We start from the raw sequence: 24786 nt of genomic DNA on the forward strand, positions 1-24786 counted from the left end.
TCATCTCAGGAACAAGCTGTACTTGTTCCGAAGGCGCTTCCGCATTTCTTGTTTGTGACAAAAGTTTGTCAAAATCGAAATTAATAGGGGTTTTTTCCCGCGCAGTTAGGGGATTTCCCTGATATAGATAACACTTTCGTTTTCCTACAATTAAGATAAGAAAACGGAAGTGTTATTTTTTTTGAGGAGGATCAAAAAATGCAGTCAACTATTTCTACGACTAAAGGGCCGGAGCGTTCGGTTAATAATGCGTTTGCATCACATTTTGCCAAATCGATGTTTTTAACGATTGTCGGACTTGCGATTTTAGTGTTTATCGGTACAAGAATGTTTACCCATATCGACTTGAATCTTTATGGATACATGGTAGGAACGATCACCTTCATCGGCGGCTTTTTCTACCGCTTTATTTCCTGGGGAGAAAGACCGCCAACCAAAATTATTATTAAAAAAGGATTAAAGCTGTTATTTAGAAAAAGCACGGTCAAAACAGCAGTAAATCACTTAGCCATTTACGATTTTATTAAAAAGCGTGGATTTTACCGCTGGCTTCAGCACGTGTTAATCGGCTGGGGCTGTGTGCTTGCCTGCTTAGTGACATTCCCGTTAGTGTTCAGCTGGATGTATTTTAATATGGACGGAAATGGCTATTACACCGTTGTGTTCATGGGCATGGACTTAGTCAGAATTAAAGCTGATGGAATTATTGCTTGGTTCTCCTATAACGCCTTAAATATTTCCGCCATCATGGTCATTAGCGGCGTATGTATGGCGCTTTACCGCAGGACGAAAAACATGCAGGCTAGAGCCGAGCAGAAATTTATATATGACTTCCTGCCGCTGTATCTCTTATTGTTTATTTCTGTTACAGGTTTGTTATTAACAGTGCAAAACGTATTTTTACACGGATGGATGCAGCCGCAAATGTCGCTGATCCACCAATTCTCTGTAATAGTTACTTTAATCTTTCTGCCGTTTGGAAAACTTGCTCATATTCCGTTCCGCCCAATGAGCGTATTTGCAAGAAATTATCGTGAACATTTTGGTGATGAACATATGAGGGAATGTAAAGTGTGCGGTGAAAAATTCGTATCTGTTGAACAATCGAAGGATGTTATAAACGTACTTGGTGTAAATGATATCAACTTTAATATGGAAGATGGCTTCAATTTAGCGGAATTATGCCTGCCATGCCGCAGGAAATATCGGATTGCAAGATTTTCGGGAAGCCCTACCCACCAAGTGAAGGTCAAGGAGGCAAATCAGAATGCAAGAGGTTAATGTAAAGGGACCTAAAGATAAATTTTTCAAAGAAATCGAAAATGTGCGTCACCCAAATGAAACGCTCGTCAAGACGCACTGCAGCTATTGCGGCATGCAATGCGGAATGAACCTGCGTGTCAATACCAAAACGAATAAAATTATCGGAGTTGAACCTCGTTATGACTGGCCCGTAACGGTTGGAAAAATGTGTCCTAAAGGGGTTACCGCTTACCAGCAGACAAATCACCCAGATCGTATTTTAAAACCGTTAATTCGTGATGATGCTTCCCTTAAAGGAACGAATGAGGGCTTCCGTGAAGCAACATGGGATGAGGCTTATGACTTAATCGCAAAACGATTTATTGAATTACAGGAGCAGTACGGTAAAGATACGTTATCAGTATTCAGCGGTGTATCAATGACCAATGAAAAGTGTTATTTAACCGGAAAGTTTGCCCGGGTTGCCTTAGGAACCCGCTATATCGATTATAACGGACGTTTCTGTATGTCGAGTGCAGCCGGTGGATTCCTTCGTTCATTCGGGGTTGACCGCGGTTCGACACTACCTTGGACCGATATCCACGAAACAGACTGCTTATTCATCGCAGGCAGCAACACGGCCGAATGCCATCCAACATCGATGTTCCGTGTTTGGAATGTACAGGAAAGAGGCGGTTACATTATCGTTGCCGATCCTCGTGAAACACCAATCGCAAGACGTGCGGATGTTCATCTGGATTTAAGACCGGGAACAGACCTTGCATTGGCAAATGGGATTGTGAATCTATTAATCCAAAACGGTTATGTAGATGAAGAATTCGTAAGCAGTCATACAAACGGTTTTGAAGAAACAAAAGAATTGGTGAAAGAATTTACACCAGAATATACTAGTCAAATTACCGGGGTTGCACCTGAAAAAATTATTCGTGCCGCAGAAATTTATGGTATGGCTCCGAATGCAGTTGTAATGTTTGCCCGTGGTATTGAACAGCAGCATAAAGGAGTAGACAACGTATCAGGATATACGAACATGGCACTTGTTACGGGTAAAATTGGCCGTCCGAAATCAGGAGTAGCCACTTTTACCGGGCAAGGGAACGGACAGGGCGGTCGTGAGCATGGCCAGAAATCAGACCTGCTTCCAGGCTATCGTAAAATTACCAATCCGGAGCATGTTCGTGAAGTATGTCAGGTTTGGGGTATTACACCTGAAGAAATGCCGAAGCCAGGTGTGTCCGCCTATGAAATGTTCGAGTTAATGGAGCAAAAAACCATTCGCGGATTGTATCTGCTTTGTTCAAACCCTGCAGTATCGGCACCAAATCAAAACTTTGTCCGTAAGGCGTTAAAAGGATTAGACTTCATGGTTTGTGCTGATTTCTATCTTTCCGAATCAGCCGAATTTGCTGATGTAGTTCTTCCTACAGTTACGTGGTCAGAAGATGAAGGAACTGTAACGAATATTGAAGGACGGATTATCAAAATTAATAAAGCTCAAGAGCCGCTTGGCGAATCGAAGCCAGACTGGCAGATTCAAGCTGAGCTTGCAGAACGTTTAGGAAAAGGAAAATATTTTTCTCATTTGAAGACTGCACGTGATGTCGCAGATGAGTTCCGGTTGGCATCTAAAGGCGGCTATGCCGATTACTACGGAGCAACATGGGATAAGATTGAAAAACAAGATGGGGTGTTCTGGCCTTGCCGTGATGAAAACGACCCTGGAACACCACATATGTTCTTAGATAAAAAATTCTATCATCCAGATGGAAAAGCGAAAATTTGTGCTCTGCCTTACCGTCCGCCTGCTGAAGAGCCGGATGAAAGGTATCCATTACGCTTAACAACTGGCCGTGTTGTGTATCACTATTTATCAGGGAACCAAACCCGTCGGATTCAATTTTTACGCGACATGTGTCCGGAACCATATGTGGAGGTACACCCGGAGACAGCTGCAAAATACAAGATTGAACATGAAGAATATGTCCGCCTCTATACCCGGAGAGGGGAAGCGGAATATAAAGTGAAAATAACCGAAGCGATTCGGAAGGATACCGTATTTGTGCCATACCATTTTGGCCACGAAAAATCTATTAATCTATTAACGATTGCCGCGCTAGATCCGATTTCTCGGATGCCGGAGTTTAAGGCTTGTGCCGCACAGATTGAAAAACTAGACATGAAGAAGGTGCAGTAAAGTGGTAAAAAAGCGATTATATCTTGAACTTGAAAATTGTATCGGGTGCCGTTCCTGTTTAGCTGCTTGTACGCAGTGCGGCGGGCACGAACAGCGGAACCGTAACTACGTTTACGATGTGAACCCGCTTGTAAACCGTCAGACGATGCCGCTTATGTGCCTTCACTGTGTGAATCCTGCATGTGCAAGGAGCTGCCCGGCTCAGGCGATTCAAATTCATGAAACAGGAGCCGTACTTTCGGCTCTTGTGGAAAAGTGTATCGGCTGCCAAAACTGTACGATTGCCTGCCCATACGGCATTCCGAAGTTTGATACCGAGCAGAATTTAATGTACAAATGCGATCTTTGTATTGACCGTACAAAGGACGGCATTCCGCCAATGTGCGCAAGTGTATGTCCTTCCAATACATTGCAATGGCTGACAGATGAAGAAATTGAAGCAAAACAAAAACAATTTAACCTTGATAATGGTAAGTGGGTAACAAGCATGCCTTACTTGGAAGGCGAAACAAATGTTAGAGTGAATCTCCCTGGAATTCTGCAGGGCGTCACGAAATTGTTCTAGGAGGGATTAACAATGAGCGATAAAAATAACAAAATCCCGTTTAATGAAGATAACTATACACATAATATTAATCGCAATAATGAAAGAAAGCTGGATCGTCGAGGTTTTATGAAGACATTAGTCGGGGCAGCTGGTGTGTTTGCCATCTCTTCCCTGCCGTGGGGAGCTATTGCTGCGAAGGAGCTTACTGGTCTTAGTGATAAGAAATATCCAAAACACAAAATCACTGATGTCAACTCCATCGGCATTGGAGAGGCTGTAGATTTTGCATTTCCAAGCGAGCATGACAGTGCCATCTTAATTAGACTTTCTGAGAATAAATATGTAGCTTACCAAAATGCTTGCACACATCTGCGCTGCCCGGTTTTTTGGGAAAAAGCCTCTGGTGAAATGCTTTGTCCTTGTCATCATGGGAAATTTGATGTAAAAACCGGTGAACCGATTGCCGGGCCGCCAAGACGTCCGCTTCCGGAAATTCATGTAAAGGTAGAGAATGGTGCGGTGTATGCCGTGGGGGTGAAGCGTTATGAAGCGTAGTTACGTTCCTGTTGCCCTGCTTCTTACTGTATTGTTCCTAAATATCATTTTTACTCAGTACATGGTTCATCAATATTTTTATGAGCATTATACGAATACCATCATTGCCGCAGTGGTAAATTTAATTCTTTTTCCAATCGCTTTTCTCATCTACAAAAAAGGTGTGAACGTCAATGACTAGTGAAACGTATATTGATTTTTGCTTTGTTCGGGCAGCAGCAGGCGGTTTTTCCGAAGAAATTGATCAGATGCTGAGAGATACATTTGTGAAGAAACGCTTGAATTGGTACCTTGAGGAAAAGACTGTTGATGGTGCCGAGATGGTGATTGCTGAAATAAAAGGCATGAGCGACTGGGCTTCTGAAGATGAGACCATTGAGTTTCTTGAGGAAAACGCAGGTGAAAAGTTCTGGCAGTATTTGCAGGGCTATAAAATGTTCATTTATCCTGTAAAGAGAGGATGTAACAGCTGTGGCGTCCATTAATCTAGAAGATGTAAAAGAGTTTGCCGAAGGGGCAAAGGTTGAAATTTATATTCATGATCAGGAGGGCGGCGACCAGGCTCCGGCGGTTAAGAAGGCAATTAAAAAGGTTCTGCTTTGTCCGGACAAGACCCATCTTCGCTTTTATTTCGATGATTTTTACTTTCTCGCCGTCCCACTGGAAAGTGATGTGAGCTGGTCTGATCATCAATGGGCTGCATTTGATTCAGGGAGCGGGTTAACATATACTTTTAAAAAGGTTCAGGTCTTATAGGTGGCCTGCCTTTTTTATCATTTTGTATTTTTGCAGATAAATTTAAATAATTGCAGATATAACATTCAAAACTACAGATATATTTAATAAATTGCAGACAAATCATTCAAAACCGCAGATATATCTTCTGAACTGCTATTTAAAATCAAACAAAGGAGGGCAGGCTAATGGATCTTATCAAAACAAAACAACAGATCAGCTCTTATATAATCGATACCCAGGAAGAAGAAATCAAACGAATTGCCATGGAGCTGCATGAAGGGGTCGGTCAAAATCTTTATAGTATTTTAACAGGTTTACAATTTGTTGAATCTGGCACTAAGGAACCGCAGGTAAAAAATTATCTTCACGAAATGACCCTTTTAATTGAAAAGACGATCCAAGAGATTCGGCTGTTGACTGTTGAATTACATCCGCCTGCTCTTACTGCCCTTGGCTTACTTGCGGCAATGAAAAGCTATTTTAAGCTGTATACATCAACATTCGGTATTCTTGTTGATCTCGAATCTGCCGGTGAGGAACAAACCTTACCTGAAAAGCACCGCATTGCTGTTTTTCGTGTATGCCAAGAGGCTTTTATGAATATTGCCAAATATGCAGACACTTCCAATGTTAAAGTGAATTTTGTTTGGAAAAGCAAAGAGTTAACAATCATGATTCGTGATTTTGGCAGCGGGTTTGAGCCGGAATCCTTAAACCCTGATCAGGCTTCCGGACTTGCGGCAATGAAGGAAAGAATGCTTCTCACTGGCGGCAGGTGCAGCATATCCTCTAAAATAGGAGAAGGAACACTAATAGAAGTATCTCTTCCACTAACGGAATAAAGGGGAGTTAAGATTGATAAGAATCCTATTGGTTGATGATCATGCTGTTGTTAGAAGCGGTTTAAAAATGCTTCTTCAGACAAACCCGGAAATAGAAGTGGTCGGGGAGGCCTCTGAAGGTAATGAAGGAATTAAAAAGGCATTGAGATTGAAACCTGATGTGGTAGTCATGGATTTGAGCATGCCGCACGGAAAAGATGGGCTTTCAGCAACGGCAGAATTAAAGCAGCAAATGCCTGAAATTAATATATTGATTTTAACCATGCATGACGACGAAGAATATCTTTTCCGGGCAATTCAGGGCGGGGCGTCCGGATGTATTTTAAAAAGCGCACCGCATGATGAATTAATGTCGGCCATTGAATCGGTCGCAAAAGGGGATGCCTATCTTCATCCGTCGGCAACAAAACGATTAATGGATGAATACTTATCCGGTGTAAAGCAGGATGGCAGTGACACATACAATCTTTTATCAGAACGGGAGAAGGAAGTATTGACATTAATTGCAAAAGGGTACGCTAACAAGGAAATTGCAGAGCAGCTTGTGATTAGCGTTAAGACTGTCGAAACACACAAAAGTAAATTAATGGAGAAGCTGCAGTTGAAAACTCGACCTGAATTAGTGGAATATGCCGTTAAAAAAGGCTTATTAGGCTACAGCATTTAAGGAGAAAATTCAGCATGACAGAATTAAGAGAACTTCCATCCATAATTGAAATATGTGAAAAATTAAAGACGGCTTCCGGCTGTGATTTTGTCGGGCTTGCCCTCCAGAATGAGATTGGCCCTGATGTCAGATGGCATTATGCTTCTGGTAATCTGAACGATAAATACAAACGAATAACGGTCCGTTTCGGAAAAGGAATCGCCGGAAAGATTATCTCCAGCGGCAGCACGATGATGATTACTGATTTTCCAAAGCACATTAATGGAAAAGTCACCGATTATCCAATTATGCTGGCTGAGAAACTTGTTTCTTCCTATGCGGTCCCTTTATTTTTTAACGGCGTTCCTAAAGGAGTACTGTTGATTGGAAGACGGGAATCACATGTGTATAGTGAAGACGTCCAGCAAATGGCAGACGATTCTGCTCTCGTTCTGGAACAGCTCTTGAAGGAGCAGATCTTCAGATGAGGGGGGATGAAAATGGAAAAGGAATTTCAGCAGACAAAAAATGAGTTATTGGATTATAAATTTGCTCTTGATGCTTCTTCCATTGTAGCCATTACGAATGCACGCGGCGTGATTACATATGTTAACGATCAATTTTGCCAAATCTCCAAATATTCCCGTGAAGAATTATTGGGGCAGGACCATCGAATTATTAATTCCGGTTATCATTCCAAAGAATTTTTTAAAGGAATGTGGCGGACGATTGGTTCAGGAGAAGTTTGGAAAGATGAAATCTGTAATCGTGCGAAGGATGGCACACATTATTGGGTGGATACCACGATTGTCCCATTTTTGAATGAGAAGGGAAAGCCTTATCAGTATGTAGCCATCCGCTATGAAATCACCGAGCGAAAACGGGTCGAACAAGAATTACAGAAAATGATGACAAGAATCATAGATGTTCAGGAAGAAGAACGAAAGAGACTCTCGCGTAATCTTCATGACGGAATTGGGCAGAATCTTTACAGTCATTTAATTACGATTAATCGGCTCCTCTCGGAATTAGACCACCCGCTCCTACATCAAATGCAGAGGGAAGCGGCTGAACTAATCGAAGAAATTCGGGAAATTTCTTGGGAGCTAAGGCCGTCCGTCTTGGACGACCTTGGCCTTGTCCCGGCGATTCGCTCTTATCTTACAAGGTATTCCGATCATTACAATATCGATGTTTATTTTGATTGCGTTCTCCATAAGCGTCTGGACATCACCATTGAATTAACGATTTATCGAATCATCCAGGAAGCGCTGACCAATATTCGCAAATATGCCGGAGTAACAGAAGCTATGGTGACGGTAAGGGAAATGGATGATGTGGTAAGGGTGATGATTGAAGATCAGGGCAAGGGGTTTGACTTACATTTACGGGCAATGTCCCCAGGCGTCGGCCTGTTCAGCATGGACGAGCGCGCCCGCTCTGTCGGCGGCACACTCACCATCAACACAGTACCCGAAAAAGGAACTAAAATTATTTTGGAAGTACCAATTAAGGTGTCAGGCACCATGTGAATTTTCACATGGTGCCTGACACCTTTTTATTATAACTTAAATGAACTTTTCAATGAGACGATACGGTTAAACACGAGTTTATCTACTGTTGTATGTTTCGGGTCGACATTGAAATAGCCGTGTCTAAAGAATTGGAATTTATCATGCGGTCGGCTTTCCTTCATGTTTGGCTCGACAAAGCCTTCGAATACCTGCAGTGAATTCGGATTCACGTGATCAAGGAATGTGCCTTCCTCATTCTCTTCAGATGCATCCAAAATCAACGGCTCATAGAGACGGAATTCTGCTGGTACGGCATGAGTTGCTTCCACCCAATGAATGGTTCCTTTTACCTTTCTGCCAGTAAAGCCGGTACCGCTCTTTGTTTCCGGATCATACGTACAGCGCAGTTCCACTACATTTCCATCCGCATCCTTAACAACTTCTTCACATTTTATAAAGTATGCATGCTTCAAACGAACCTCGTTACCAGGGAAGAGGCGGAAATACTTCTTCGGCGGGTTCTCCATGAAATCATCCTGTTCAATATAGATTTCACGGGAGAATGGAATCTTCCGCATGCCCATTTCCGGATTTTCTGGATTGATTTCCGCATCAAGCAGTTCAATTTGTCCCTCCGGATAGTTGGTGATGACTACCTTTAACGGATTAATGATGCCCATAGTCCGCGGCGCCTTTAACTTTAAATCTTCGCGGACAAAATGCTCGAGCATTTCAAAATCGACAGTTGCATTGTTTTTTGTTACAGCTGTTTCACGAACGAAAGTACGGATGGATTCTGGTGTGAAGCCTCTTCGGCGCATTCCGGAAATTGTCGGCATCCGCGGGTCATCCCAGCCATCAACAAAACCTTCTTCTACCAGCTGTTTAAGTTTGCGTTTACTCATCACCGTATTGGTTAAGTTCAAGCGGCCAAACTCAATTTGCTGTGGCTGGTTCTTCATTTCACATTGCTCGACAACCCAATTATAGAATGGACGCTGATCCTCAAACTCAATCGTACAAATAGAGTGTGTGACTCCCTCAATCGCATCCTCAAGCGGGTGGGCAAAAGCATACATTGGATAAATGCACCATTTATCACCTGTGTTATGGTGAGTAACATGGGCGATACGGTAAATAACCGGGTCGCGTAGATTGATATTAGGCGAAGCCATATCAATTTTAGCCCGGAGAACTTTTTCACCGTTGCCAAACTCACCATTCCTCATTCGTTGGAACAAATCAAGGTTCTCTTCAATAGAGCGGTCGCGGTAAGGACTGTTTTTACCAGGCTCTGTCAGTGTCCCGCGATACTCGCGAATTTCGTCGGCAGATAAATCATCGACATAGGCAAGCCCTTTCTTGATTAACAAGACGGCACGGTTGTACATTTCATCGAAATAATCGGATGCGAAGAATAAGTTGTCCCATTCAAAGCCAAGCCACTTTACATCTTCCTTAATGGAATTGACGAATTCGATATCTTCCTTGGCTGGGTTTGTATCGTCAAAACGAAGGTTCGTTGTTCCGCTAAAATCATCGGCTAAGCCAAAATTTAATATGATGGATTTGGCATGTCCGATATGCAAATAACCGTTTGGCTCAGGCGGGAACCGGGTCATAATGGTTTCGTGCTTGCCGGATTCCAAATCCTTAATCATAATATCTTTTATAAAATTAGAGTTTTGATTGTCCACTCTTTTCAACCTCTTTCATTTGTCTATTCTTTATAAATACCATAAATATTGATATTTTTCCATTATTCCCAACAAATCAGCGGAAAAACAGCGGAAAAGAGTACTTTTTAATTGGAATGCTGGAATTAAAAAGGATACAATGAATTTTAAATAACGTTTAGGAGAAAGGAGCAGCCAAATGCTTAACTTTGCAACTATAGGAACCGGCTGGATTACAGAGTCATTTATTCAAGCGGCATTAGAAAGCAAACAGCTGCGGCTTGCCGGAGTGTACTCCAGATCAGCCGAAAAAGCGAAACAGCTGGGAGATACATACCATTCGCTTCATTATTATACAGATATTACGGAAATGGCGGCTAATCTTGAAATTGATATTGTTTATATTGCGTCGCCTAATTCCGTTCATTTCAAACAGGCATTGCTCTTTTTGAAAAATAAGAAACATGTCATTTGCGAGAAACCGATCTGTTCCAATATGGCGGAATTAGAGGAGGCATACAGGACAGCAGAGGAAAACGGTGTCTATTTATTTGAAGCCATTCGAAATATCCACACGCCAAATTTTCAGATTTTGAAGAAAAAGCTTGATTGGGCTGGCCCGTTAAGAAGTGCGATGCTGCCGTATATCCAATATTCTTCACGCTACGATGCATTTTTAAAAGGAGAAAATCCGAATGTTTTCTCGGCTGAATATTCGGGCGGTGCCTTGGTTGATTTAGGGGTTTATCCTTTGTTTCTGGCGGTCGGGCTGTTTGGCGAACCTCAGAAGGTTTCCTATCACCCTGTTTTATTAAGAACCGGTATCGATGGCAGCGGGACACTTGTCCTGGAGTATGATGGGTTTGTTTGCACAATTCTTTGCTCGAAGGTTTCGCACTCTGTTCTTCCTTGTGAGATTCATGGGGAGAAGGGGACATTTGTATTGGCCGATGCGGCGCCAATTTCGGAAATTACCTTTTATGATAGTCATACGAAGAATCCACAGGTTTTGAGTACAGCGCAAGAGGCGAAGGATATGGTTTATGAATGCCGAACCTTTGCAACCATTATTGAAGCTAAAGATGATTTACAATATGAATCATTGAAAAAATGGAGTATGGCCGTATTGCGGATTACCGAAGAAGCGCGGCGGCAAAATGGTATTGTGTTTAAGGTGGAGGTATAAAGAGGAGCCGGTGGATTTGAGTGAATCCACCGGCTATTTTTTCCTCTCTATGATATCCTTTTTGGATTTAACCCTTTGCTGCGTGCAGGAGCCGGGCTTAATTTTTCCAACACAAATCCAACCAACCCCCCGACAACCGCAGGGACTGCCCAGCCGAGACCTACAGAGGCAAACGGGAGCTGGCTCATCAATGATTCTAGTAAACTCCACTTTAAGCCAAACATTTTTAATCCATCATATAAGCTTACAAACCCAGTTAAGAACATCGCACTGGCATATACTTTTTGTGAGCCGCCAAAGAAGCGATGGAAGAAGGCTAGTGTCACAAGTACGATTGTTAACGGATAAGCCATCACTAGGAATGGTACGGAAATAGAGATAATTTGATTTAAGCCTAGGTTGGCAATTAGGAAGCTGACACCAGTTACTAATGTAACCACAGTACGATAGCTTAATTTTCGTGCCATTTTTGAAAAATACTGCCCGCAGGCGATTGTTAACCCGACACAGGTGGTAAAGCAGGCTAATGTAAAGATAAAGCCTAAAAGAATTTTTCCGCCATTACCTAAAAGAATCGTAGCGGCAGAGGATAACAGTGCTGTCCCGTTATCAAAAGTCCCGTAAGATGCCATTCGCGCGCCGATAAATCCGATACCAGCGTAAACAAGGGCGAGTGCTCCACCAGCAACAAAACCTGCTTTAACGGTATAAGCGGTTAACTGCTTTTGATCTGTGACTCCCTTTTGCTGGATGGTTGATAAAATAACAATCCCAAATGCAAGCGCGGCCAGCGCATCCATTGTCGAATAGCCATCGATAAAGCCTTTAAATAATGTTGCTGTTTGATAGGTTTCGTTTGGTCCTTGTAAGGGCTTGTTCAATTTGAAAAAGCCTGTTACGCAAAGGACAACGATAGATATCAATAATGTCGGGGTGATAATGCGCCCCATATAATCGACTACTTTCGAGGGGTTTAAGCTTAATAGAAAAACAAGTAAAAAGAATACAGCTGTAAAACCAAGTAATAGCAGCGACTGACTAGCGTGAACATTTCCTAAGAAAGGCTTGAAGCCCATTTCAAAAGCAACATTGGCATTACGGGGAACCCCAAAGAATGGACCGATTGATAAATAAACCATTACGGTGAATGCTGCTCCAAACCAAGGATGAACCCTGTTGCCGAGGGCATTGCCGCCGTCTTTTACAAGCGCGATAGCCGAAATGACCAGTAGCGGCAGCCCAACTCCAGTAATAATAAAGCCAATAATCGCGGGCCAAAAGGATGTTCCTGCGCCCATTCCAAGGAACGGCGGGAAAATTAAGTTACCAGCTCCAAAAAACATTGAAAATAACATTAACCCTACAAAAAACGTATCTCTCTTCTTCATCTTTTCCCTCTCCTTTTCTTTGGCTTTTTTCCAAAATCAGTTTGGAGCTCCACGCCATATATACGATGGAAATTTGTTCAGAGAACCGCACATTGTCAATAAAGGCGGTGTGAGCAGAGCATAGCTTTACTATATTCCGGATGAAAAGATTAATATCTTTCACTCAAATTTGATATATAGGAATATCTTTTGCGGCGCTCCGCCCCTTTTCCAAACAAAACAAAAAGCCCGCCCCTAATGAAGGGACGAGCTTGCTCGCGTTACCACCCTACTTCCGCAACAATAAAAAAATATCACTACGGCTCTCGATCAACGTACTATCATACGCGTCCAATTGTAACGGCAGGCAATCCGGCATAGCTTACTAAAATAATTTTCGGCCATGCATCTCAGAGATGATTTTCACCTGTTTCCTGACACCGGCTTTCACCAACCGCCGGCTCTCTGTGGTCAAGGAAGGACAAGCTACTCTTCTCGTCATCGATTTTGATTTTTAAAAAAAGTCAGAAATAATTTTGTTAAAGTTATTATATTATTTTCAAAAAGTTTTTCAAGGGTTTTTTTTAAAAATTTTTAAGCCTGCCAAAATATTTTTGACAAATTTTAGACTTGAATATGACATCTTTATGAAATACTGCCTTAAATTGATGAATATCACATTCCCTGTTTTTCCAGTTTCATATAGTAAAGTTAGTAGAACGGAGGGAACGTGAATGAAATCGAAAGCGTGGTATAAGAAGCAATTGAAACGAAAGCCGGTTCAAATAACAAGATATACCGTTCAAGGCTTATTTCTATTCTTTTTGCTATATGTTGGTCTTGAATTCTATCAATTTTACAAACATTTTGCAACGGCAGGAGCGTCCCCGTTTGTAGAACGTCCGCCTGCTGTTGAAGGATTTCTGCCAATTAGCGCGCTAGTTGCTTTAAAGGTGTGGATAAAGGGAGGAGGATTTGATATGATCCACCCGGCCGGCCTTGTGCTGCTTACCTTTTTTATCGCATCGGGACTTATTTTCAGAAGGTCATTTTGCAGTTGGTTCTGCCCGGTCGGCACTGTCAGTGAAATGACTGCATGGCTCGGAAGAAAAATATTAAAAAGAAATTTTGAACTTCCTACCTGGGTTGTTTGGCTGCTGACTCCGATAAAATACTTACTGCTCTATTTTTTTATTAGCATGATCATATCAATGCCGATTTTTCAGGCGAAGTCGTTTCTTGATGATCCTTATAACAAGGTTTCCGATGTAAAAATGCTGCTGTTCTTTTTAAATATAGGCGGGTTTGCCATAAAGGTGATTCTTGTTATCTTTGTTTTATCTTTATTTTTTCGAAATTTTTGGTGCCGTTTCCTTTGCCCGTACGGTGCGATGATTGGACTTGGTTCGATTTTCCGAATTACAAAAGTACGGCGGAATGAGGATACTTGTACAAACTGCAAAATGTGCACAAAGGTGTGCCCGCAGCGGATTAAGGTGCACACAAAGAAGGCAGTCGTATCGCCAAACTGCAATGCCTGCATGTCCTGTGTCGAGGCCTGCCCAATTAAAGATACGTTGAACATGACGGTTGTAAATAAAAAGGTCAATAAGTGGTTTATTCCAGCAGGGTTTATTGTTCTCTTTTTTGTGGTGGTGGGAATTGCGAAATTAACCGGGCACTGGGATACAATTTTAACTTATGAGGAATGGAAAGAGTTGATCCCGGGGGCGAGGTATATTGGGCATTAATCGTTTTTTTGATGTTTGTGCTTTAGGATTTTAAGTCGTTGTTGATATAAATCAATTTCTAAAAATTAACCCGGTGCTATACTGACATCAAAACTTTGATAAAAGGAGACTTGATAAAAATGAACACTTATCAATTGGAGGGAAAAAGATTAATAATTGACGTACGTGAACGGATTGCAAAGGGAGAGCACCCGCGTCGTGAAATATTAAATGCCATTAAATCGGCTCCGGTTGGAACAATTTTCGAGATTCATCTGCCGCACCGAGCTGAGCCGCTTGTTGCCAACCTGCAATCATTTGGAATGAATGTCATCGTTAATGAAATAGAACCCATGCATTTCCGTCTAATGGCGGTAAAACTAGATCAATTTTAAAAAGTAAAAGCTGGAGAGGATTAATCCAATCCAGCTAATTGTTTTAACTCCGCCAGCTTAAGAAAGTGAATAGTACGCCGTCCGTCCATTTCAATCAGCCCTTGGGACATAAACGCCAGAAGTTTCCGGCTGATAGATTCTGGCGTTGTGCCAATATAACTGGCTAAATCCTTTTTCGTAATCGGCAAGGTGAAGGTGCTGTCTCCCGCATTCATTTTGTCGTGAAAGAGGACGAGGGTCCTGGATAATCGCTGCTCAACATCCATTAAGCTTAATAAACTCACGGATTCATCAGCTTCATACAGCCGGTCATTCATCGCTAGCAAAAAGCGGTAGGATAAATCGGCATTACTTTCCATTATCTTTAGGAAATCCTTTTTTTCGAGATAACAAATGACTGTATTTCCAACCGCTTCTGCATTGACGTAATGTTTTTCATTTTTCAGTAAAGAAAATAGCCCAAAGAAATCACCTGGAAACAATAGTCGAACGATTTGTTCTTTCCCTTCAGCAGACATTTTCGTCAATTTAATCAGCCCCTCATTGACAACAAACAATGTCTCGGATTGTTCGCCTTCGTGAAAAATAAATTCCCCTTTCAGAAACGTACGGCTTCTCGTAACCCGCTGCAGTGCCTCACGATCGTTCTCGTTCAGTCCTTTAAACACGGGAACAGAAACAAGACAAGAAGACTCATGTGAGCAGTTATGCGTGCAGTCCATTTAAACCACTCCCTAAATAAACTTATATACCTAAATTTTATCGCTACCCGCCTGCTAAAGTAGTGATTTATATCAACTCCTTGACTTAAATCAAGGTAATTGAGAATTAATTTCATTAAAATGAAGTAAAAACAAGAGGTGGTTTTCATGGAGAAGCCAGCATGTTTAATTGTTTATACCAGTATGTCCGGGAATACGGAGGAAATTGCTAATGATATTGCAAAAGGCATCAATGAGGCCGGAGCGGCTGTACAGATAAAAGATATTTTGCAGGCGGATCCGGCAGATCTGGAAGCTTACGATGGCATTCTTTTAGGTACTTATACATGGGATGACGGAAATCTTCCAGATGAGTTTCTTGATTTTTATGAAGACATGGATACATTGAGGCTCCAAGGAAAACCCGCCGCGGTCTTCGGCTCCTGCGACTCCTATTACGAACATCACGGTGGTGCAGTCGATATTTTAATTGAAAAGCTAACCGAACTAGGAGCAAACATTATCCTTGACGGCTTAAAAATCGACCTCACCCCAACAGCAGAAGAAAAAGAACAATGCATTCAATACGGCAAATCATTTGTAAATGATGAATGGGGACCGTTCTCTTGCTTCAACTGACCTCAAAACGAAAGGAGTTCACTTATTATGACTATTATCGAAGTATCATTAAATTATATTGCCTGCACGGGCTGCATCAGAAGAATCAAGCGCGGAATTCAAACATTCAAAGGTGTCAAGAAGGTCAACATTCTAACTGGGACCGGTAAAGTTCGAATCAAATTTAGTGAAGCAGAAATAAAAAGCGAAGAGATTCATCAAAGGATTTATCAATTAGCACATAAAACATTCGATTAATCAGCCCGGCATGGGCTTTTTTTTATTTTGCCTTGTTCTTAAAATGGAACGAAAATATTCTTTATATGGTAAAATTTGAGTGTGATGTATCAGCATATGAATTAGAAGAAAGAATGACTGTTAGAAGGGAGGAGCGTATGAGATTTTGCTTGTTTCTGCTGGCTGCTGGTATACTGGATGCGGTTTTGACCCACTTAGGAATGGCATTTGGAATCGTGGAAGAAGCGAATCCGATGATGAAAATCGTCATCGAAAAAAGCTGGTCCTATTTTTATTTCATTAAAATTTTTCTTCCGCTGATCCTGCTTGGTATTTATTTTCTTCGTCCAATAAAAGGGAGGATCAGAATCCTATTAGTTTCTGCCTGCGTCCTGTATCTTTCTGTCCTTGTATATCATTTGGTTTGGATGGTCCTCTACCTAAACATCTCAGTATGAGCAAACGAAAACTAGACACCAACCGGCGATTACGTTACTATCAATTTTAGGAAAATGAGTGAACAAAAGGAGTAAAACATGTTAAACAATTTAAAACCCTTTATACAGGAAGTATGGGAAAAGTCAGGCTTTCAATCACCGACAGCAATTCAAGAAACAGCCATTCCGGTCATTATTGAAGGAAAGGATGTTATTGCCGAGTCACCTACAGGGACGGGAAAAACCCTGGCTTATCTGCTGCCATTATTACATAAAATGGACCCAAGTAAGCCTGGATTGCAGGCTGTCGTTTTAGCCTCATCCCAAGAGCTTGTAATGCAGATATATCAAGAATTTCAAAAATGGTCTGAAGGCAGCGGGATTAAAGGAACTTCTATCATTGGCGGCGCTAATCCGAAACGGCAGCTGGAAAAATTAAAAAAACGCCCGCAGGTTATTTTTGCTACGCCAGGACGGCTGTTAGAGCTGATTAAACAGAAAAAAGTGAAAATGCATGAAGTTAAACTGCTTGTATTGGACGAAGGCGATCAGCTGTTAATCCCAGAACATTTTGGCTATGTCCAAAACATTGTCAAATCGACCATGGGTGACCGGCAAGTCGTGCTATTCTCAGCCACGTTGAAGCCGGAAACGGAAAAGCTGGCGAAGGAACTGACGAAGGAAGCTGAAATAATTAAAATCTCCAAAACTGAAGCGGCAGCCGAATCGGGGAAAGTAGAGCATATTTATTTTCTTAGTGAGCGCAGGGAGAAGATTAAGCTGCTTGAAAAAATTGCCCGGCTGGATGGTACAAAGTCGCTGGCGTTTATCAACGATATTGGCGAATTGGAAGTTTTTAAGGAAAAATTGCATTTTAAAGAGCTGTCCGTCGGGATCCTCCACAGTGATATGAAAAAGCTGGAACGGCAGGCGGCATTAAAAGATTTCCGCGATGGTAAAATGACGATGCTAGTGGCGACGGATGTAGCTGCCCGCGGGCTTGATATTCAAGGTGTGACCCATGTGGTACAGATTGATTTGCCAAGGGACCTCTCCCAATATGTACATCGTGCTGGAAGAACTGGCAGGATGGGAGCAGACGGGACGGTTATTTCGCTTGTAACTGAGCGAGAAGAACGCGAATTAAAACGTTTCTGCCGGGAATTAAACGTCCCGCTTCATAAAAGGGTTTTCTATAAAGGACAAATTGCAGCGGAAGAACAAAAAGTCCAACGCTAAATAGAGTGTGCATAATCATAAAAAACAACTCCAAAAGTATTGGGGTTGTTTTTTTATATAGAAGAGTAGTTTTCTCAAAATAATAAAAATTTCCAATTGATTTAAAATGGACGAGAAAGTTTTGCCCTTGTATAAAGGTGGTACATCATGACCAAGGTTGCAGCAAATCAACCTAATAAGGTTAATTAAAAAATTTAAAGGAGGAAAATCAAATGGCTAACAATAACAATGACAACAAAACGATGGAAGAAATCGGACGCAAAGGCGGAGAAGCGATAGCCGAGAATCATGATAAAGAATTTTATCAAGAGATTGGGCGAAAAGGCGGAGAAGCAACAGCCGAGAATCATGATAAAGATTTTTATCAAGAGATTGGGCGAAAAGGCGGAGAAGCAACAGCCGAGAATCATGATAAAGATTTTTATCAAGAAATCGGACGCAAAGGCGGAGAAGCAACAGCCGAGAATCATGATAAAGATTTTTATCAAGAGATTGGACGAAAAGGCGGAGAAGCAACAGCCGAGAATCATGATAAAGATTTTTATCAAGAGATTGGACGAAAAGGTGGAGAAGCAACATCAGAGAACCATGATAAAGAGTTTTATCAGGAGATTGGAGAAAAAGGTGGAAACTCACGCAGTAACCAACGGGATATTGATTAAATCTTATACAATGCCAAAAAAGAGCTTGCACCAAGTGCAAGCTCTTTTTTGTGGAATATATATGCGATAACCTGACTTTTTCACGAACTATATTTTTGTTCATTTTCCAAAATGGCCAAACGAATCAGTTTTAATTTTATTTCCTTACTAAGCAAAAGCCATTCACATGTATTGATATTCATGATCTTTACCTCCGCTCTTTATTTACTTATTCTATTTCCTTATTTTGAAGTGATATAACCTAGTTTTACTCGACATATTCATTGAATTATTTACATTTTTTCGTACGTATAGAGGATTTCTGCTCCTTTTCTTGAATTATTAAGGAGAATGGAGGGAATATCATGCAAAATTACGAATGGCTAGAAGAAGTAACAATCAATCAGCTTCAGGAAAAATTAGAAAGCGGCGAGCTGACCTCCAAAGAACTGACCTTACTATATTTACGGAGAATTGCCGCCTATGATAAGAAAATAAATGCTGTACTTGAAGTGAATCCGGATGCTTTACAGATTGCGGAAGCGCTCGATGCCAAACGACAGGAAAAGGGACCTCGCAGCCGCCTCCATGGGATTCCGATTTTAATCAAAGATAACATTGATACTCAAGATAAAATGCACACAAGTGCTGGATCGCTGGCGCTAAAAGATTCGTTTGCCCTGAAGGATTCCTTTGTTGCTGCACAATTACGCAAAGCCGGGGCAGTGATTATCGGAAAAACAAATATGACCGAGTGGGCGAATTTTATGGCCATCGGAATGAAAAACGGCTACAGCTCCCGCGGCGGCCAGGTGCTAAATCCATATGGTCCTGGCAAATTTGATGTCGGGGGTTCAAGCTCCGGCTCCGGGGCTGCTATTGCAGCAAGCTTAGCTGCCGCCGCAGTTGGTACGGAAACGTCCGGTTCCATTTTAAATCCATCCTGCAAAAATTCCCTCGTTGGTATCAAGCCTACAGTGGGCCTTATTAGCCGGAGCGGGATTATCCCAATTGCTCATTCCCAGGATACAGCAGGACCAATGGCACGAACGGTCGAAGATGCGGCTATATTGTTGACGGCCCTGACCGGCGTTGACGAACAGGACTCGATTACTAAAACTAACCCGTTTAGCGAGCTTGATTTTACCAAGCATTTGAAAAAGGATGGTTTAAAGGGAAAACGAATTGGAATTGCGATTGACGGATTTATCGAATTCTTAACAAAAGAAAAGCGAATAGCTGTAGAAGCTGCAATCGAGGTATTAAAGACAACTGGAGCAGAGGTAATCGAAAATATTGAGATTCCCAGTGCCAAACTTCAGTGGTCATATGATGTGCTGACATATGAGTTTAAGCCTGCTCTTAATGCCTATTTAGGCGGGCTGCACCCATCTGTTCCGGTGAGAACGCTTGCAGATGTGATTGAATTTAACAATCAGGATGAAGAAAAAATGCTGAAGTACGGCCAAGCGGTATTGCTGGAATCGGAGAAAACGAGCGGTACGCTCAAAGAGACGGAATATATCGAAACGCTTGTCTTTGATCAGTATCATGCGAAAGAGCAGGGAATCGATAACGCGTTGAAAAAATATAACCTTGATGCCATTGTCTTTCCGGCCGATGAAGGGTCAATTATCAGTGCCAAGGCAGGCTATCCTTCCATAGCAGTCCCGGCGGGTTATACGGCTGACGGCGAGCCGGTTGGGATAACGATTACAGGAACGTCCTATAGTGAACCGGTGCTAATTGAAGCGGCATATGCCTATGAGCAAGTGACGAAATTCCGCAAGCCGCCGCATCTAGAGAAAGAATAAGTCCGTCTGTTTTCACTCATACTATCAATGAATTCTTAAAAAGGAGTTGATTGTGTGGGTAAAACAAAATTAGGCAATGCTAATGCGCAGCGCAATAATAATCGTAAAAAAGCGATGAAAACAAGCTCCGAACTTGTGGAATTTGAAACCGGCGAAGATATGAAACGAAATCGCCCTCGTGATAAATAGATGAAAAACGCCTCCTATGCAAATGCTCGGAGGCGTAACTTTTTTAAAGCAGTTCTTATTCTTCTGCCAGCAAATCAAGACCGCTTAATGCCGGGCCTTCAATGACCTCACCGTTGATGGCATAACGTGATCCGTGGCATGGGCAGTCCCATGTTTTTTCGCCGGCATTCCACTCACATTCACAGCCCATATGCTTACAGGTTGTGTCGACAATATATACTTTCCCACTTTCATCCTTATATGCACCGGCTCTTTGCCCGTTGTACATCACAACAGAGCCTTGACCAGTCTGTAAGTCATCGGCATCCTTATCGGTGTATTCCAATTTCCCTTTAATAAAGTGCTTGGCTATATCACCGACCGTTGTAAGGGTGCTTTTTAAATCAGGGTCAGCATGAAATCTTGTCGGCCCGTATAGCCCCTTATAAGGATTATCCCGATTTAATACATAATCCCTTAAAATATGACCAGCAAGGATTCCTGTTGTCATGCCCCACTTTTTATAACCGGTTGCGACTAACACCTTTTCACGATCCTCGGTAATTGGACCGATATACGGGAGTTTATCAAGGGTAACTAAATCCTGTGCAGACCAGCGGTAGACAATTTCTTTTGCTCCAAAAGTTTTTTCCGCAAATTCTGCTACCGCTTCGTAATGCTTCATGGTATTAATCCCCTGGCCGGTTTTGTGACTCTCGCCGCCAATAATCCAAAGGTTTTCTCCGTTTATTGGTGTTGAACGAATGGATCGAGACGGATTGTCGGCGCTGATATACATGCCTCCTGGGTACTCCTGGTCTGTTTTAATCGCAATGGCATATGACCGATCCGCGTACATTCTGGCAAAAAAGAGCCCAATCTTATCATAAAAAGGGAAATGAGAGGCCATAATGAGGTGTTTGCACATTACTTTATGGCCGCCTTTGACATACACCTTTGGCTCTGTTTTATCATCCGCAATATCTGTGGCGGTTGTTTTTTCAAATACTTTACAGCCAGAGTTTACTGCTTCATTTAATAATGATTTTAAAAATTTCAGCGGATGATACTGGGCCTGATTCCGCATCATTAAGGCGCCTTTGACAGGAATATTAAAGGGAATGGTATCCTTTAGGGCACCATCAATTCCAAGTCTTTGATAGGCCTCCCATTCTGTCCGCAGCTTCTCTCGATATTCTTCAGTCGTCGCATACACAAAGGCATCCTGCTTGCTGAAATCACAATCAATTCCCTTGTTGTTTACTTTATTTTCGACAAATTGAATCGCATTCATATGTGATTCGTAATAAAGCTTTGCTTTTTCCTCGCCGAAATGATTGATGAATTCGTCATAAATAATGTTGTGCTGCGCCGTTAGTTTGGCAGTGGTATGGCCCGTGGTTCCGTTTAATACTTGGTCCGCTTCAAGAACGGCAACCTTTAACCCTTCTTTTGTAAGTAGATAGGCAGCCGTAATCCCGGTGATACCGGCGCCGACAATCGCTACATCAACAGATAAATCTTCGTTCAGCGATTCAAATTCAGGGAGTTCTAACTCGCGCCAATATGGTTTAGGAAATTGGGGAAGTTTTTCAGATGCACTCATAATGACCCTCCAGTTTCATGTTTAACTCATGCTTAATTTTTCCTAATGTGCAAAAAACATGTAATGGCGGAACATTATTTTGAGAATAAAAAAGAACCTTGATCTGTCAAGGTTCTTGGATAGACTTACGATTTTTCGGAGTCGTTCGTGCTAATTTTATCAACGCGGGAGGAATCTTCAGAATTAAAAGCCTGACGTAAGAAATATACGATTGTTCCCCCAGCAACCAAAAGGATGACAATTAAACCAATCAACGTGATCCACCATAAACCCATCGCTATCTATCCTCCTTTTTTTAACAATTCTACCATGGAAATATTGCTATCTAAAGATATATGCCTAAACAGAGCCAATCTTGCAAGCAAGATTGACCCGTTATTCCCTTTTCTTAAGTTCTGAGTAGTAATCGACCTTCTTAATATTGACACCAACAAAGGTTTCGATAATCGATTGGCCGCCGGCAATGGAAAAAATCAAGATAAACACAAAGGCGGCCTTCGGAAAAAGCAAATATCCAGTACCAATAAAAATAGCGCTCCAAACACCGGCACACCAATAACATTTCAAAAGATAACCAAACATCGATTTTGGGACTTCCTTCGTTTCGAATGTCCCGTTTTCCTTTTCCACCCGGACCTGTTTCATGAATGGCCGGCGGATAAATTCTGTGATTTTATCGAAAACGATTAAATGAGTTAAACGATAGCTTGCTAATATTAGCATAACATAGGTTATCCAAGAAATGTCTTTCATTTGCGTCCTCCCAAAAACACTCAGGCTAATCATTCCAAAAAATATGTTACTGCTCTCTGTATATTTTGAGCCTGAAATCAAAAATATATATTCGGAGGAGGCGAAAAGATGAAAAAAACTTTTTGGTTAAGTTTATTGTTTGTGCTCTCACTTTTCTGTATTCCAAGTGTTTCATTTGCCCAGCAAGTTTATACGGTCCAGCCGGGCGACTCACTTTGGAAAATTGCCGTAAAATATCAGGTGGGACTATCAGAATTGATTAGTGCAAACCCGCAATTTAAAAATCCGAGCCTGATCTATCCGGGACAAAAGGTAAACATTCCTAATTTAAGCGGCACAAAATCAATTGAAAATCAAGTGATTCAATTGACCAACCAAGAGCGGGCAAAAAATGGGCTGAAACCTTTAACGGCCAATTGGGAGTTATCACGTGTAGCACGTTATAAAGCGATGGATATGCGTGATAAAAATTATTTCAGCCATACGAGCCCCACCTATGGCAGCCCATTTGACATGATTAAGAATTTCGGTATTGCCTATCGCTCGGCAGCTGAAAATATAGCGGCAGGCCAGACCACTCCGGCGGCAGTTGTAAAGGCCTGGATGAACAGTCCGGGACACCGCGCCAATATTTTGAGCACATCTACCAATCAAATTGGAGTCGGCTATGCCAAAGGCGGTTCATACGGACATTACTGGGTGCAAATGTTTATTGCTAAATAAATGATGAAGGGTCAGTTTCATAAGGAGACTGACCCTTTCTACGTCTTAGGACCGAGATGAAAATCAAGCTCTGGCGCAATTATGGAAATCCGGTAAACGCGGTAAGATGATATCAAGAAAGCGAAAGGAAGTGGAAGATAAAATGAAAAAGTTTGGTTTACTGTTAGCTGGCGGGATTGCAGCAGTTGTATTACTTTCAACAATCGGCCCGATGGTGGGGTTAGCCGTAAGTTTGGTGCTTCTTTACTTCATCGTGAAACAGTTTTTAAAAACTGAATCAACCGGTGCCAAAATTGGCTTGGCGATTGTTGGGGTAATTGTCCTTGCAGCATCGATCCATAATGTGCCTGCCGTCATTGGTGTAGCCGCAGCTTATGTTCTATACCTCGTATATAAAAAATGGAACGGGCAGAAACACACCAAGATCAAAGAAGAATCGGACCCATTTACTAATTTTGAAAAACAATGGAATGAAATGAAAAATTATTAAAAATCAAAGGAGCGAACTAAAAATGACAAACTTATTTACAAGAATTAAAAACGTTGTGATGGCTGATTTACACGAGACTTTGGACCATAAAGAAAACAAAAATCCAATTGCTTTATTGAACCAGTACCTGCGCCAGTCTGAGCAGGAAACTGAAAAGGTGAGAAAATTAGTAGAGCGTCAGTATAAATTAAAAGAGGAGTTCACAAAAGAATATCATCACGCACTGGAACTGGCAGAAAAAAGAAAGTATCAAGCGGAAATTGCTTCGAAAGCAGGGGAAACAGAGCTGTATCAATTTACTGCAAGTGAGCATCAGCAATATGCGGAACGTGCTGAGCGCCTAAAGGCTTCACTCGAACAGGTGAACGGACAGCTTGCGGAATTAGAGAGTAAATACGAAGAAATGAAGCATAAATTAAAGGATATGCAGCTACGCCGGATGGAGCTTATGGGCCGTGAGAATGTCACTCGTGCCAATCAGCGGATCAATCAAGTATTAGAGTCTGATAACTGTTCAAACAAATCTTATTCAAGATTTAAGGAGATCGAAAACTATTTGGACCGCTTAGAACATCAAGTGAATAGCTCATATTACCGGAGCACGATTGATGCCAGGATTGCGGAGCTTGAAAAAAATACAAAAGTAGAAGAAAGCAAGTCCATTTAATGGGTAATCATGGTATCCTATAGAAAAGCAGATTTGTTT

General features: G+C 41.8%; 30 protein-coding genes and 1 other annotated feature. Of the genes, 24 read left to right on the plus strand and 6 right to left on the minus strand.

The features are described 5' to 3' along the window. Positions 1–198 precede the first annotated feature (198 nt). The 11 genes from A6749_RS18155 to A6749_RS18205 all read left to right on the plus strand — a co-directional run bounded on the left by A6749_RS18155 (position 199) and on the right by A6749_RS18205 (position 8317). Positions 199–1281 carry a hypothetical protein gene (locus tag A6749_RS18155; RefSeq protein ID WP_066393379.1) on the plus strand — a complete coding sequence of 361 codons (1083 nt, stop codon included), beginning with the start codon at positions 199–201 and terminating at the stop codon, positions 1279–1281. Further along, the gene (locus tag A6749_RS18160) at positions 1268–3457 is read left to right on the plus strand and encodes a molybdopterin oxidoreductase family protein (RefSeq protein WP_066393382.1); all 2190 of its coding nucleotides are present in this window, start codon (positions 1268–1270) and stop codon (positions 3455–3457) included. The genes A6749_RS18155 and A6749_RS18160 overlap by 14 nt, the downstream gene beginning before the upstream one ends. Position 3458: 1 nt before the next feature. Continuing rightward, positions 3459–4022: a 4Fe-4S dicluster domain-containing protein gene (locus A6749_RS18165; protein ID WP_038539580.1), complete on the plus strand. Its 564-nt coding sequence runs from the start codon at positions 3459–3461 to the stop codon at positions 4020–4022. 12 nt (positions 4023–4034) lie between these two features. Next, on the plus strand, positions 4035–4559 hold the full coding sequence (locus A6749_RS18170) for a Rieske (2Fe-2S) protein (protein WP_066393383.1): 525 nt from the start codon (positions 4035–4037) through the stop codon (positions 4557–4559). Then, the gene (locus A6749_RS18175; RefSeq protein WP_066393384.1) at positions 4549–4740 is read left to right on the plus strand and encodes a hypothetical protein; all 192 of its coding nucleotides are present in this window, start codon (positions 4549–4551) and stop codon (positions 4738–4740) included. The genes A6749_RS18170 and A6749_RS18175 overlap by 11 nt, the downstream gene beginning before the upstream one ends. Beyond that, positions 4733–5044: a hypothetical protein gene (locus A6749_RS18180; RefSeq protein WP_066393397.1), complete on the plus strand. Its 312-nt coding sequence runs from the start codon at positions 4733–4735 to the stop codon at positions 5042–5044. Before A6749_RS18175 ends, A6749_RS18180 begins: the two co-directional genes overlap by 8 nt. Continuing rightward, positions 5031–5315, plus strand: a complete 285-nt coding sequence (locus A6749_RS18185; protein ID WP_236719697.1) for a hypothetical protein — start codon at positions 5031–5033, stop codon at positions 5313–5315. Before A6749_RS18180 ends, A6749_RS18185 begins: the two co-directional genes overlap by 14 nt. 167 nt (positions 5316–5482) lie before the next feature. Beyond that, positions 5483–6139 (plus strand): sensor histidine kinase, encoded by a 657-nt coding sequence (locus tag A6749_RS18190; protein ID WP_066393404.1) that lies wholly within the window; start codon positions 5483–5485, stop codon positions 6137–6139. Positions 6140–6152: 13 nt separating this feature from the next. Then, the gene (locus A6749_RS18195) at positions 6153–6806 is read left to right on the plus strand and encodes a response regulator (RefSeq protein WP_066393405.1); all 654 of its coding nucleotides are present in this window, start codon (positions 6153–6155) and stop codon (positions 6804–6806) included. A 14-nt stretch (positions 6807–6820) separates the two neighbouring features. Then, positions 6821–7273: a GAF domain-containing protein gene (locus tag A6749_RS18200; RefSeq protein ID WP_066393407.1), complete on the plus strand. Its 453-nt coding sequence runs from the start codon at positions 6821–6823 to the stop codon at positions 7271–7273. Between the two features lie 12 nt (positions 7274–7285). Continuing rightward, positions 7286–8317, plus strand: coding sequence for a sensor histidine kinase (locus tag A6749_RS18205; protein ID WP_066393411.1), 1032 nt, complete (start codon positions 7286–7288; stop codon positions 8315–8317). 29 nt (positions 8318–8346) lie between these two features. Here A6749_RS18205 and A6749_RS18210 read toward each other — a convergent pair whose 3' ends face one another. Further along, a complete protein-coding gene (locus A6749_RS18210) occupies positions 8347–9996 on the minus strand; it encodes a glutamine--tRNA ligase/YqeY domain fusion protein (RefSeq protein ID WP_066393414.1) in 1650 nt (549 codons plus the stop codon). Between the two features lie 178 nt (positions 9997–10174). On the opposite strand from A6749_RS18210, the gene A6749_RS18215 reads away from it, so the two are divergent. Further along, a complete protein-coding gene (locus tag A6749_RS18215; RefSeq protein WP_066393418.1) occupies positions 10175–11161 on the plus strand; it encodes a Gfo/Idh/MocA family protein in 987 nt (328 codons plus the stop codon). A 47-nt stretch (positions 11162–11208) separates the two neighbouring features. Here A6749_RS18215 and brnQ read toward each other — a convergent pair whose 3' ends face one another. Then, a complete protein-coding gene (gene brnQ / locus A6749_RS18220; protein ID WP_066393428.1) occupies positions 11209–12549 on the minus strand; it encodes a branched-chain amino acid transport system II carrier protein in 1341 nt (446 codons plus the stop codon). A gap of 238 nt (positions 12550–12787) precedes the next feature. After that, positions 12788–13039: a binding site (T-box leader), on the minus strand. 223 nt (positions 13040–13262) lie between these two features. Between brnQ and A6749_RS18225 the strand changes: the two genes are divergently transcribed. After that, on the plus strand, positions 13263–14279 hold the full coding sequence (locus tag A6749_RS18225) for a 4Fe-4S binding protein (RefSeq protein WP_066393437.1): 1017 nt from the start codon (positions 13263–13265) through the stop codon (positions 14277–14279). A 119-nt stretch (positions 14280–14398) separates the two neighbouring features. Further along, complete coding sequence (locus A6749_RS18230; RefSeq protein ID WP_066393440.1) at positions 14399–14653, plus strand: DUF2249 domain-containing protein; 255 nt, start codon at positions 14399–14401, stop codon at positions 14651–14653. Positions 14654–14673: 20 nt separating this feature from the next. On the opposite strand, the gene A6749_RS18235 is transcribed toward A6749_RS18230, so the two are convergent. Next, positions 14674–15375, minus strand: coding sequence for a Crp/Fnr family transcriptional regulator (locus tag A6749_RS18235; protein ID WP_066393442.1), 702 nt, complete (start codon positions 15373–15375; stop codon positions 14674–14676). 147 nt (positions 15376–15522) lie between these two features. Here A6749_RS18235 and A6749_RS18240 point away from each other — a divergent pair, with 147 nt between their 5' ends. The 7 genes from A6749_RS18240 (at position 15523) to A6749_RS29170 (ending at position 20529) form a co-directional block, all read left to right on the plus strand. Continuing rightward, the gene (locus A6749_RS18240) at positions 15523–15993 is read left to right on the plus strand and encodes a flavodoxin (protein ID WP_066393451.1); all 471 of its coding nucleotides are present in this window, start codon (positions 15523–15525) and stop codon (positions 15991–15993) included. A 27-nt stretch (positions 15994–16020) separates the two neighbouring features. Beyond that, complete coding sequence (locus tag A6749_RS18245) at positions 16021–16230, plus strand: heavy-metal-associated domain-containing protein (protein WP_066393453.1); 210 nt, start codon at positions 16021–16023, stop codon at positions 16228–16230. Between the two features lie 137 nt (positions 16231–16367). Then, positions 16368–16667 (plus strand): DUF5658 family protein, encoded by a 300-nt coding sequence (locus A6749_RS18250; RefSeq protein WP_066393458.1) that lies wholly within the window; start codon positions 16368–16370, stop codon positions 16665–16667. 78 nt (positions 16668–16745) lie between these two features. Then, entirely contained in the window at positions 16746–17885 is a 1140-nt protein-coding gene (locus A6749_RS18255; protein WP_066393460.1) for a DEAD/DEAH box helicase, read from the plus strand. 212 nt (positions 17886–18097) lie between these two features. Further along, positions 18098–18547 carry a KGG domain-containing protein gene (locus tag A6749_RS18260; protein WP_066393464.1) on the plus strand — a complete coding sequence of 150 codons (450 nt, stop codon included), beginning with the start codon at positions 18098–18100 and terminating at the stop codon, positions 18545–18547. Between the two features lie 344 nt (positions 18548–18891). Further along, positions 18892–20340 (plus strand): amidase family protein, encoded by a 1449-nt coding sequence (locus A6749_RS18265; protein ID WP_066393467.1) that lies wholly within the window; start codon positions 18892–18894, stop codon positions 20338–20340. A 54-nt stretch (positions 20341–20394) separates the two neighbouring features. After that, positions 20395–20529 (plus strand): hypothetical protein, encoded by a 135-nt coding sequence (locus tag A6749_RS29170; RefSeq protein ID WP_269085705.1) that lies wholly within the window; start codon positions 20395–20397, stop codon positions 20527–20529. A 55-nt stretch (positions 20530–20584) separates the two neighbouring features. Here A6749_RS29170 and A6749_RS18270 read toward each other — a convergent pair whose 3' ends face one another. The 3 genes from A6749_RS18270 to A6749_RS18275 all read right to left on the minus strand — a co-directional run bounded on the left by A6749_RS18270 (position 20585) and on the right by A6749_RS18275 (position 22867). Beyond that, a complete protein-coding gene (locus tag A6749_RS18270; protein WP_174842911.1) occupies positions 20585–22114 on the minus strand; it encodes an FAD-dependent oxidoreductase in 1530 nt (509 codons plus the stop codon). A gap of 125 nt (positions 22115–22239) precedes the next feature. Next, on the minus strand, positions 22240–22389 hold the full coding sequence (locus tag A6749_RS28455) for a hypothetical protein (protein WP_161487157.1): 150 nt from the start codon (positions 22387–22389) through the stop codon (positions 22240–22242). Positions 22390–22489: 100 nt separating this feature from the next. Continuing rightward, positions 22490–22867 (minus strand): DUF1360 domain-containing protein, encoded by a 378-nt coding sequence (locus tag A6749_RS18275; RefSeq protein ID WP_066393480.1) that lies wholly within the window; start codon positions 22865–22867, stop codon positions 22490–22492. A 108-nt stretch (positions 22868–22975) separates the two neighbouring features. On the opposite strand from A6749_RS18275, the gene safA reads away from it, so the two are divergent. From safA to A6749_RS18290, 3 genes are all read left to right on the plus strand, one after another. Then, positions 22976–23590, plus strand: a complete 615-nt coding sequence (safA, locus tag A6749_RS18280) for a SafA/ExsA family spore coat assembly protein (protein ID WP_066393485.1) — start codon at positions 22976–22978, stop codon at positions 23588–23590. A 142-nt stretch (positions 23591–23732) separates the two neighbouring features. After that, positions 23733–24080 (plus strand): lmo0954 family membrane protein, encoded by a 348-nt coding sequence (locus A6749_RS18285; RefSeq protein ID WP_066393490.1) that lies wholly within the window; start codon positions 23733–23735, stop codon positions 24078–24080. 22 nt (positions 24081–24102) lie between these two features. Then, on the plus strand, positions 24103–24747 hold the full coding sequence (locus A6749_RS18290; protein ID WP_066393494.1) for a PspA/IM30 family protein: 645 nt from the start codon (positions 24103–24105) through the stop codon (positions 24745–24747). Positions 24748–24786: the final 39 nt, after the last annotated feature.

The sequence above is a fragment of the Neobacillus mesonae genome (assembly GCF_001636315.1).
GTDB classification, from domain to species: Bacteria; Bacillota; Bacilli; order Bacillales; family Cytobacillaceae; genus Neobacillus; species Neobacillus mesonae.